Origin of the sequence: Asticcacaulis sp. AC460 (assembly GCF_000495795.1) — a bacterium.
GTDB lineage: Bacteria > Pseudomonadota > Alphaproteobacteria > Caulobacterales > Caulobacteraceae > Asticcacaulis.
The window spans coordinates 1-11,719 of sequence record NZ_AWGD01000052.1 but is presented as its reverse complement, the minus strand read 5'-3'; the positions used below and the strand labels follow the sequence as shown (position 1 = coordinate 11,719).

General features: G+C 62.9%; 6 protein-coding genes. 3 read left to right on the top strand and 3 right to left on the bottom strand.

Features of this window, described 5'->3' with window-relative positions:
• Together ABAC460_RS47835 and ABAC460_RS47830 are read left to right on the top strand one after the other, a co-directional pair.
• Nucleotides 1-410 (top strand): HEAT repeat domain-containing protein (locus ABAC460_RS47835; protein ID WP_023456032.1); only part of this gene is annotated, 410 nt, incomplete at its 5' end.
• Complete coding sequence (locus ABAC460_RS47830; RefSeq protein WP_023456031.1) at nucleotides 410-1,891, top strand: glycosyltransferase family 2 protein; 1,482 nt, start codon at nucleotides 410-412, stop codon at nucleotides 1,889-1,891. The genes ABAC460_RS47835 and ABAC460_RS47830, both read left to right, overlap by 1 nt.
• Before the next feature lie 7 nt (nucleotides 1,892-1,898).
• On the opposite strand, the gene ABAC460_RS47825 is transcribed toward ABAC460_RS47830, so the two are convergent.
• From ABAC460_RS47825 to ABAC460_RS47815, 3 genes are all read right to left on the bottom strand, one after another.
• Nucleotides 1,899-2,384 carry a DUF3291 domain-containing protein gene (locus ABAC460_RS47825; protein ID WP_023456030.1) on the bottom strand — a complete coding sequence of 162 codons (486 nt, stop codon included), beginning with the start codon at nucleotides 2,382-2,384 and terminating at the stop codon, nucleotides 1,899-1,901.
• Nucleotides 2,385-2,447: 63 nt separating this feature from the next.
• Entirely contained in the window at nucleotides 2,448-3,143 is a 696-nt protein-coding gene (locus ABAC460_RS47820; RefSeq protein WP_023456029.1) for a hypothetical protein, read from the bottom strand.
• A 100-nt stretch (nucleotides 3,144-3,243) separates the two neighbouring features.
• Nucleotides 3,244-3,666, bottom strand: a complete 423-nt coding sequence (locus ABAC460_RS47815) for a response regulator (protein WP_023456028.1) — start codon at nucleotides 3,664-3,666, stop codon at nucleotides 3,244-3,246.
• Nucleotides 3,667-4,293: 627 nt separating this feature from the next.
• On the opposite strand from ABAC460_RS47815, the gene ABAC460_RS50075 reads away from it, so the two are divergent.
• Nucleotides 4,294-11,719 (top strand): cadherin-like domain-containing protein (locus ABAC460_RS50075; RefSeq protein ID WP_023456027.1); only part of this gene is annotated, 7,426 nt, incomplete at its 3' end.

Genomic DNA, 11,719 nt, shown 5'->3' with positions numbered 1-11,719 from the left:
CCGCCGCGGTCATGGCGCTGGGCTCGATCGGCGCGGTCGAGGCCGTGCCCGCCCTGATCACCCTGAGCGAAGATGCCGTCACCGATGTCCGCGCCCAGGCTGTCGCCGCGCTGGGCCGGATCGCCGATCCGCGCGGTGGCGCCGCCATGGCCGGGCGCCTCGCCGACCAGGACCCCGGCGTGCGCGTCCATGCCGCCCAGGCCCTGGGCGAACTGCATGCCTTGCCGACCCTGCCGGCGCTTGTCGGGCGGCTGAACGACGACGACTGGTGGGTGCGCTTCCGCGCTGCTGAAGCCATCTATCGTTTCGGCGACCGCGGCGTCGCCGCGCTCAAGGCGCTGAGCCGCCAGCCCGGCGCCACCGGTGAGATGGCCAGCCAGGCCCTGCTTGAATTCACGGGGGCGCGGTGATGGATCTCGGTGCCCAGGCCTCCGCCTTTCTGGTGGACTACAGCCCCTACCTGCTTATCCTGTCATGGACGATCCTGGCCATCGGCGTGGCCCAGAACCTGGTCTACGCTCTGCAGCTCCCAGCCGCCTGGGCCGAGTTGCGCCAGCGCTCCCAGGCGGAGGATTCGGAGTCGGCTTTCCAGTTATTGATTTCGGACGTGGCCATGCCGATCAGCCTGGTCGTGCCCGGCTATAACGAGGAAGCGACCATCGTCGAAAGCGTGCGGTCGATGCTGTCGCTGCGCTATCCCGACCTGGAGATCATCGTCGTCAATGACGGATCGAAGGACAGCACACTGAAGGTCCTGATCGACGCCTTCCAGCTTGTGCCGGTGACCCGGGCCCACGAACAGGCCGTCAAGCACCAGCCGATCCGCCAGGTCTATGGCTCGCCCATGTATGCCCGGCTTCTGGTGGTCGACAAGCAGAATGGCGGCAAGTCCGACGCCATCAATGCCGGCATCAACCTGTCGCGCAATCCATTATTCTGCGTGGTCGACGCCGACTCGCTGCTGGAGATCGAGTCGCTGCTCAGCTCGGTGCGGCCGTTCATGGAAGACCCGCGCCACATGATCGCCGTCGGCGGCACCATCCGTGTGCTCAATGGCTGCGTGGTGAAGAATGGCCAGGTCATCCAGGCCGGGCTGCCGCGCAAGTTCCTGCCCCTGGTCCAGTATATGGAATATATCCGCGCCTATCTGATGGCGCGCCTGGCGTGGAGCCGGTGGGGCATACTGACCCTGATTTCAGGCGCCTTCGGCATCTTCCGGCGCAGCGCGGCGGTCGAGGTCGGCGGCTTCACCCACGGCACGGTCGGCGAGGACTATGAGCTGATCGTCAAGATGCACAAGCACATGCACAACCACGATCGCACCTATGCGCTGCGCTATGTTCCGGAGCCGGTGTGCTGGACCGAGGCGCCGGAAACCCTGAAGGTGCTGAGCAACCAGCGCAAGCGCTGGCAACGCGGGGCGCTGGAGGTGTTTTTCAGGCACCGCGACATGCTGCTGAACCCGCGTTACGGCAAGGTCGGCATGCTGGGCTTCCTCAACAACCTGATTATCGATGTGCTGGGGCCGATCGCCGAGGTGCTGGGCTATATCCTGATGCCGCTGTTCTGGATCGCCGGCGTGTTCAGCCTGGACTTCTTCCTGGCCTATGTCGCCCTGTTCTTCGCTTTCGGGGTCTTCATTTCGGTGTGCTCGCTGATCCTGGAGGAGCTTGAGCTGCGCCGGGTGCCGCGGGCGTCGGACCTGGCCCTGCTGACCCTGGTGGCGGTGATCGAGAACTTCGGCTACCGCCAGCTTACCAATGTCTGGCGCATCATCGGCTGGTGGGAATTCCTGCGCGGCAAGAAGTCGTGGGGCACCATGACGCGCAAGGGTTTTGCCCCGCCATCAACCCCGGCCGTGCCGGCGGGCGACACCGTCCGTCCGGCCTGAACCGGACTCAGGCACAGGTATCCAGCACGGGCTCCGGCACGTCCTGGCCAGGGGCCGGGTAGGGGCGGCTGAAGGTGAAGGCTTCGGCATGCGGTCCGATCCGGCGCAGACGCTCCAGCCGGTCGACGGCTTCGGAAACAGTGGGGATATGGCCGGCCGGCACCCACCACAGGACGAAGGACAGCTCCATCTTCTCGAACCACTCCTTGCGCCGGCGCATGATGGCCAGGTGTTCGGGGTTGCGATAGGTATAGGCCGCAAGGGCGTCAATATCGCGCCACACCGACATGTTGATGGCGACATGGGGGTCGGCATAGGCCTTGATGTCCATGGCATTGCCGCCGTCGCCGGTCAGGCGCCAGACAAAACCGTCACTGCCGTCCGCCAGGGCATTGACCCGGTCCAGCGCGTTGACGAAGTCGGCATTGACGGGGTCCGACATGGGAACGCGGAACCGGGCGATGTTCAGCTCGGCCAGGTGATAGTCTGTCATGATGTGCCTCCTCGGAAATGTCGATATGGGGAGGCTTGTCCGGTTCGCAACCGGGATTTGCGATCAATGCGGGCAGTTATTGTACCAGAGGAGAAAGGGACCATCGGGCCCCATTTCGTCGGCGCGACCCGCTTCGTAGGCCTGAGCCATGACGCTGTCGTCGTAGCCGTAGCGGCGGGCCAAAGCTGCCAGCTGATCATAGATCGCGTTGCGCTTGTCCATGGCGTCGATGGCATAGCCAAGATAGGCACAGGCCGACGCCTTGTCGCCGGCACGGGTCGCCGCGCCCGAGGCCTCCAGGTTGGCGCGGGCGCTTTGCGCCCATTGGCTGGCCAGTTCCGACTGTTCGTTATAGGTGGCGACATAGGCCGGGTCGTGGCCCGATGTGCCGGACGACAGGGCTTTGGCACAGGCCGGCAAGGCCTCGCTGTCGCTCTCCAGCCTTGTGGCGACGGCCTCACGGCCTTTGCGGAAACGCTCCTGATCCGTCGTATTATTTTCGGTGGCGAAGGCGATCAGTTCGTCGAACAGCGGCAGTTCGGCCCGCCTCAGATCGACCGACTGTTGTAATTTCGGGCAGCCGCCCGACAGATCGCCGGCATTGATCTGAGCCGCGGCCTCGTCGTACAGGCGATTGGCCTCCTGGTGCATGGTCAGGACCTGATCAACCTTGTCGCTAAAGCCCTCACTGGTCAGTCCGGCCTGTGCCGGCGAAGCCGCCGCGACAGACAGTATCAGGAGGGTGGCAAGGGTGCGCATGATCGTGGTCCTCATCTGAGGCCGGGGACGGCGCGATCAGTGTGTGGCCGCTATGGCGGCACGGCAAATGACAAAGCGTGTCATACGTCGTCCGGTGCGGCTAACCCGCCTGGGGCAACTGCGCCATGCCGAACCAGCAGTCGACGATGAACCGGGCCATTTTATCGTAACCCGGCAGATCGGACGGCTTGACCAGGTAGACGCTGGCAAAGGCATTGTAGCTGCTGTTGATGTCGTCGCGCGCCTGCGAACTGCTCAGCACCACGACCGGAATCGAGCGCAGGGTCAGTTCCGATTTCAGGTGTCCGAGGACGTCGAATCCCGACATCCCCGGCAGGTTGAGGTCGAGAAAGATCAGGTCGATCCTTTGGCGGTCGTCGCTGAGGCGTTGCAGCGCCGCCTCGCCGGTCATGACGTGGACGATCTCGACCTGGGCGTTCTCACGCTGCAGGGCGCGGCGGAACAGCAGGGCGTCGCCGGGATTGTCTTCGACAAGGAGGATACGCAGTTCGGATTCGGTCATGAAGGGCAGCTCTAGGACGGCAGGTCTGGCGGCTTTTTCGAGTCCTGTATCCCACGAAACTCCTGACAAATGCTCAATTTTTGAACATCCCGCGAAATTTTCCGGCAATGGCCACTTTACGATAAGTTGTCCGGGTATGGGCTACCGTGGGTTCGTAAAACGGACTAGTTTGGCGGGATATCGGATATCGATGGGGCGCGCACAAAAATTTTATAAGCAAGCCATAAAATTATTGCCATGATTCAGACCAAATTAACAATAATTGGCGAATCTGGCCCCGCCCAATGCAAACGATTTTCCTCCCATAGGTTGAGTTTGCCGGGAATAACAAAAGATTCAAACAGGGTAGGAGTGCAGTACGCCTAGAGTTATCGACCCGCCGGCCCGGACTTCAGCCGCCGATTTCGATGCGGCACGGCCGTTGATCCGACGGGATATTCCTCTTTCCAACACGTCGAGGGCTCGACCCTAAAACACCTTCGAAAACCGATCATCGGCTGTTCCACGCGCCCGCGATGGCCGCGCTGCGTACGAGCCGCTCCCGTCTGAAACCCATGCGCTCCCGGCCTGCGGGCGTGCACGCTTACAATCTGCGCCCTATGCGCCGCATTACAAGGATACCTGAAAATGGTTGATATTCCCAACGATACATCGTCCGGCGCTGAGCTCATTCTTGATGGAGATGGCGCTGGAAGCTTAAACGACATATTCGAAGCCCCTGACGATACAGACTGGATCAAGATCACCGTCACCGAAGATAGCCTCTATGACCTGAGGCTTTCGGGCGGGGACGGCTGGGGTAATGTCGGTCTCTCGATCTACGACTCCGAGGGTGTCCTGCTCGCTAATGACGACGACGACGACGGTAGTACCAGCGAATATGCCCATTTTGATCTCGCGGCGGGGACGTACTATGTTGCCGTGTCCCTAACTAGTGGGGAGGATACCAACAGTACCTACACCCTCAGCATGCGGCAAGATGTTCGCGCCAGCATCGCGACCGATGCCGTGATGACGCTTACCGCCGGAGCGGGGAACTACTCCGGAGACTTCGGATATGACCGTAGCGACACGGATTGGGTAAAGGTGGATGTTGATGAGGTCGGCCTTTACGACGTTTCCCTGACCGGAGGCGACTGGGGGAATTTGCAGATCGCCCTCTACGATTCCAAGGGCATGCTGTACGCGAGTGACGGTTCCGATGTCCCAGGAAACACCACCGAATATGCCCAGTTTGATATTACCTCCACGGGAACCTATTATCTGGCCATCACCGATACGGATGAATGGGGTGGAACCGTCTACGGCTACTCCACGACCATGACTCTTGTTGACACGAACAACGCCCCGACTTTCAGCGCGACGGACACGCTGACGGGCGTCAATGAAGGCACGAATGCCGAGTATTCGCTGACCGACTTGCTGGGCAATGCGTCCGACGCCGACAACGACACTCTGGACATTTCGGGTTCGATCACGGTGACCGCCAGCGAAAGTTCCGACGCCATCATCGGGACGGCATCGCGCGTCGACGACACCTTCACTATTACCCTGACCGACCCGGACTATAACGGCGACGTCTATCTGAGCTATACCGTCACCGACGGCAACGACACGGTCGCCGGCTCGGCCACCTATACGGTCGCCGCCGTCAACGACGCTCCGACCTTTAGTGGGACGGACACGCTGACGGGCGTCAACGAAGGCACTGCCGCCGTTTACAGCGCCGCCGACCTGCTGGGTAATGCCGCCGATGTCGACGGTACGCCGTCAGTCCAGGGCAACGCCGTGACCGTCAAGGACGGCGAGGGCAATACCATTGGCACCGCCGATTACAGCGCGGGCAATTACACGATCAACCTGACCGACGCGAACTACAACGGCACCGTCAACCTGACCTATGTCGTTACCGACGGCACGGACACGGTGGCCGGTTCAGCCACTTTTGAAGTCGCCGCTGTCAACGATGCTCCGACCGTAAGCGGCCCAGTCACCCTGACTGGCGTCAACGAAGGTACCGACGCCGTGTTCACGCTGGCGGATTTGCTGGCCAATGCTTCCGATGTCGACCATGACGTCCTGTCGATCGCTGGCTCCGTCTCCGTCTATAGTGGCGCTACCTTTATGGGGCTCGCCACACTTGACGACGATAGCTACACCGTCTCCCTGCCTGAGAACTTCAACGGTAGTGTCGACTTGATCTACACCGTCACCGACGGTGATGAGAGCTACTCGACCTACGCCACCTACACCGTCGCCGCCGTTGACGATGCCCCGACCGGCGCCCCGACCGGCACGATCGACGATGGCACTGAGGACATCGCCCAGGGGATCCTGGCCTCGACCCTTCTGGAAGGTTTCTCCGACGTCGACAGCTCGCTGTCCATCAGCGACATCAGTGCCGATCATGGTAAGCTGAGCGTCGCTGACGGCGGCTGGACCTTCACGCCGGACTCCGACTACCACGGCTCGGTCATCGTCACCTACACGGTTACCGACGGCAAGAACGACCTCACCAACCAGACCCGGACCTTCTCGCTGGCCTCGGTCAATGACGGTCCGCCGGTCCAGGACGATCTGGCCAACCTCGACTTCGGTAAGCTGAACACCGCCTACACCTTCACCGCGGCGGACCTGCTGGATGGTTTCACTGACGTCGATAACGACGAGCTGAGCATCAGCGGCGCCGTGACGGCGACCCACGGTACGGTCACCGACCTGGGCGATGGCAATTACAGCTTCGCACCGACCACGGGCTATATCGGCAAGGTCACCTTCTCCTTCGCGGTCACGGACGGCACCGCGACAACCGCCGGCACACAGCGCACCTGGATCCTGAGCGACACCGCCCTTTTGGCCACCACCTTCAATCCGCTGACCCAGGGCGCGGTCAACAACATCACCGCCGGCGAGCAGAACTCGTCGTCCGTGGCGCACCTGACCGGCGGCGGCTATGTCGTCACCTGGACCGGCACCGACCTGAGCGGCAGCACGGCCAGCGTCGGCATCAAGGCCCGCCACTTCAATGCCGACGGCACCCCCGTCGCCAACGAATTCCAGGTCAACACCACCGGCGCCAACCAGCAGTACCAGCCGACCATCACCGGCCTGGCCGGTGGCGGCTACGTCATTGCCTGGGCGTCCAACGTCCAGGACGGCTCGGCCTACGGCGTCTACTTCAAGCAGTACAACGCCGCCGGCACGGTGGTCGTGGCTGAAACCCGGGCCAACACCCACACGGGTTCCGACCAGCACCAGCCGGTCGTCACGGCGTTCAGCGACGGCAGCTACATCATCTCGTGGGCCAGCGCCTCGATCAACACCGGTGACGGCTCCAGCTTCGGTATCACGGCCCAGCGCTACACGTCCGCCGGCGTGGCCTCGGGCTCGGAATTCCTGATCAACACCTACACCACTGGCGACCAACAAAGCCCGGCCATCACGGCCCTGGCCGACAACAGCTTCGTCGTTACCTGGCACAGCAACGGCCAGGAAGGCAGCGGCCTGGGCTACGGCATCTACGCTCAGCGCTACAACTCGGCCGGCGTCGCCCAGGGCAGCGAAGTTCACGTCAACACGGCGACGGCGGGCAACCAGCGCTTCCCGACCACGGCCGCGCTTGAAAACGGCGGTTATGTCATCGCCTGGCAGGACAGCACCTCGACCGAGATCCAGTTCCAGCGCTACAATTCCAGCGGTGTGGCCCAGGGAACCAATACGGTGGCCAGCGCCAGTGCGCCGGGCAACCAGTCGGATCCGGCCATCGCAGCCCTGAGCACCGGCGGCTTCGTCGTCGTCTGGACCAGCAGCAACGATGGCGGTGGCTCCGGTATCTACGCCCAGCGCTTCACCGCCAGCGGCACGGCTGACGGCAGCACCATCCTGATCAACACCACCACCTCGGGTGAACAGGTCGCCGCTTCGGTCAGCACCCTGGTCAATGGCAGCTTCGTGGTCACCTGGACCTCGGCCGACGCCGCCAACAACGGCATCTTCCAGAAGATCGTCGAAGCCAACACTGTGCCCTATCTCGACGATGCCCAGGCCGAACTGTCGGCCGGTACCGAAGACACCCCCTATACCGTCTCGAGAGCCTCGCTGCTGCAAGGTGTCGAGGACGATGAGGGTCACACCATGACCATCACCGGCCTCACGGTCGATCACGGCACGGCGGTCGCTGACGGCAGCAACTGGATCATCACGCCCTCCGCCAACTACTTCGGCGCCCTGGTCCTGAGCTACACGGTCTCCGACGGCCATGGCGGCACCCTGAACCTGACCCAGGAACTGACGATCAACGCCGTCAACGACGCGCCGATCCTGACCGGCAACCTGAACACCACGGCGACCGAAGGCGCTCCGCCGGTCACCATCAACGCGTTGAGCAATGCTAGCGACGTCGAAAACGGCAGCCTGTCGGTCTCCGCCAGCGGCCTGCCCGCCGGCGTCACCTTGTCGGGTTCGACCTTCACCTTCGATCCGACCCACGCTGCCTACAACTCGCTGGCGGCCGGTCAGACCACCGTTGTCACCGTCAACTATTCCGTCAGCGACGGGACGGCCTCGACCAGCGCCTCGTTCGACATCACTGTCACCGGAACGAATGACGCTCCGGTCATTGCCGGCGATGGCGACACCACCGGTTCGGTGACGGAAGACGCTGGTCCGATCGGCGCTCTCGTTGGCGGCCTTATCTCTTCCCCGCCGGTGGTACCTGCGGACACGCAGGAAGCTTTCGGCGAACTCGACTTCGCCGATGTCGATCTGACCGACAGCCATACGGTTACGGTCACGCCGGGCAATATCATCAGCGTCCCTTCCGTCTATTACGGCACCCTGACGGCCGAGGTCAGCGACGACAGCACCACTGACGGCACCGGCACCATCGCCTGGCACTTCGAGGTCGACAATGACGACATTCAGTTCCTGGCGGTCGGCCAGACCCTGACCCAGACCTACACCATCACAGTCAGCGACGGTCACAGCGGCAGCGATACCGAAGTCGTGACCATCACCCTGCATGGCACCAATGACGGTCCGGTCCTGAGCAGCAGCCAGGCCTCGCTGAGCAGCGGTACGGAAGACCAGACCTATGTGGTTACCAAGGCTCAGCTCCTGACGGGCTTCAGCGATCCGGATACGATCGACACCCTGGACGTCTCGAACGTCACCTCCGACCACGGCTCGGTTGTCAACAACAACGACGGCACCTGGACCGTCACCCACACGGCCAACTATAACGGCAGTGTCACCCTCAGCTACAATGTCTTGGACGGCCACGGCGGTTCGCTGCCGGCGACGATCGGCCTCTCGGTCAGCGCCGTCAACGACGCCCCGGTCGGTAACGACACGACGGCCAGCGCGACGGAAGACCAGAACCTGGTCATCGACCTGGCCGACCTGGTTTCGGACGTCGATCATACCGACGCCCAGCTGACCCTCTCGGCCACCAGCCCCAACGGCACGGTCACGTTCGTGGGGACGGTCATGACCTTCACCCCGACGGCGAACTTCCAGGGTGAGACCACCATCAGCTACACGGTCTCCGACGGTACCCTGTCCGATACCGGCACGCTGACGGTCAATGTCGCCAACGTCAACGATGCGCCGACCGCCGATAGCTTCAATGGCGGCACGACCGACGAAGAGACGCAGATCGTCATCGACGTGGCCGGCCATATCGCCGACATCGACCCGTCCGAATCCCTGACCATCAGCGCCGCTGTCAGCGACCAGGGCTCGGTGTCGATCAGCGGCACCAACCTGACCTTCACCCCGGCGAGCAACTTCTACGGCAACGCCACCATCACCTATACGGTGAGCGATGGCGACACCACGACCCAGGGCACGATCACGGTCGCGGTCACCAACACCTACGACGCCCCGACCGTCATTCCGGGCGCCACGATCCACATGCAGGAAGACACGGTCAAGACGCTCCAAGTTTCGGATCTCCTCGCCGGTGTCGACAACCCCGACGATGCCACGATCACCGTCTCCGACGTCTTCCCCTCCGAAGGCGAAATCACCCTCAACCCGAACGGCACCTACCGCTACAATCCGCCGAACGACTACTACGGTCCCGTCACCATCAACTTCACGGTGTCCGACGGTACCACGCAGGTCCTGTCCGAGATCACGATCCTGATCGAGAACGTCAACGACGCGCCCCACGCGCCGACCAGCCCGGGTTCGCTCGGCACGATCGCCGAAGACGCGTTCTTCTCCGGTTCGGACGAACTCCTGCTGGCCGGCTGGACCGATATCGACTTCGAACGCGACGAAGAGCATGTCCTGCCGGCCCTGGTCGTGTCGGATATCCAGGTCACCCATGGCTCGGTCACCCACACGGGCGGCAGCTTTACCATCACGCCGGACGCCGACTACAACGGCACCGTCACCGTCACCTACAAGGTGTCGGACGGCACGACGCAGGTCACCGCGACGCGCAGCCTGACCGTTACGCCGGTGGCGGATGCCCCCGACTACGATCCGGATAACAGCGCCGACCTCACCGGCGCCACCGAAGACCACGCCTTCAACATCACGACCGCGCAACTGCTGCAGGGCTTCACCGATCCCGACGGCGGCAGCCCGACCTTCACCATCACCGCCATCGACGTCGATACCGGTTCGATCAGCCTGGTCAGCGGCAACTACGTCTTCACCCCGGACCTCAACGAAAACGGCACGGTCACCATCACCTACACCGTCTCCGACGGTGTCCTGACCCAGGAGGTCGAAAAGACCTTCGAGGTTGCGGCCGTCAATGACGCGCCGGGTGGCAGCTCGGCCTCGATCAGCGGTGTCCTCGAAGACACCGACAAGATCATCACGGTTTCCGACCTGCTGGCCGGCGTCACTGATGTCGACAACATCACCGCCCAGCTCGAAATCACCGACATCGAAGCCACCCACGGCACGATCGTGTGGGACGATGACCTGGAGCACTACGTCTTCCGCGGCGACAGCAACTACAGCGGCACGGCGACCATCACCTACACCGTCTCCGACGGCGAGGACGACACCGACTATACCAGCACCTTCACCGTCGGCGCCGTCAACGACGCGCCGACCGGTACGGCGGGGACCATCACCGGCGCCACCGAGGATGAAATCCTGAATATCAGCCGTGACACCCTGCTGTCGGGTATCAGCGATGTCGACAATCCGACCAAGTCGGGCTGGACCATCCACTGCCTGAACGCCACCAACGGCACCTTCGCCTCGGATGGCAGCGGCGGCTTCACCTTCACGCCGACCGCCAACTACAACGGCAGCGCCTCGGTCACCTACAAGGTGTCGGACGGTTCGGGCGGTTCGACCGTCTTCACCAGCACCTTCAACGTTGGTGCGGTCAATGACGACCCGACAGCCCCGGCCGATATCAACCTGAGCACCACCACGGAAGACCAGCCGATCGTCATCTCGGCGGCGTCCCTGCTGGCCGGCTGGACCGATGTCGACGGCGACACCGCCTTCACGGTCCATAACCTGGATGCCGGCGATGGCTTCACGGTGGTCGACAACCACGACGGCACCTTCACGGTGACGGCGCCGGACGACTACACCGGTCAGATCGAGTTCGAGTACGAAGTCCATGACGCCACTGACGGCGTCAGCTACGGCGGCGCTACCATCGAGGTCACCAACGTCTATGACGCACCGGAACTCGACACGGCGGCCACTCTGTCCTCGATCGCCGAAGACAGCGGCACCAAGACGGTTACACAGGCGCAGATGCTGGAAGGCTGGAGCAGCGCCGATGGCCTGACCCTGTCCGTCACCAACCTCAATATCAGCACCGGCACCGCGGGTATGTCCGGCAACGACGTGGTCATCACGCCGCCGGCCGACTACTTCGGTGACATCACGGTGACCTACAAGGTCTATGACGGTCATACCTATACCGATGCCAGCCTGACCTTCACGGTTACCCCGGTCATCGACCTGATCTGTTCCAGCACCTCCACCACGCTGGCGGCGGGCAAGGACAACCTGACCCTCACCGGTTCGGACGACATCGACGGTACCGGCAACAGCCTGAACAACG

What these genes read in the sequence shown, in the direction of transcription:
- ABAC460_RS47830 (WP_023456031.1), top strand. Translation starts at nt 410, where the DNA reads ATGGATCTCGGTGCCCAGGCCTCCGCCTTTCTGGTGGACTACAGCCCC.
- ABAC460_RS47825 (WP_023456030.1), bottom strand. Translation starts at nt 2,384, where the DNA reads ATGACAGACTATCACCTGGCCGAGCTGAACATCGCCCGGTTCCGCGTT.
- ABAC460_RS47815 (WP_023456028.1), bottom strand. Translation starts at nt 3,666, where the DNA reads ATGACCGAATCCGAACTGCGTATCCTCCTTGTCGAAGACAATCCCGGC.
- ABAC460_RS47820 (WP_023456029.1), bottom strand. Translation starts at nt 3,143, where the DNA reads ATGCGCACCCTTGCCACCCTCCTGATACTGTCTGTCGCGGCGGCTTCG.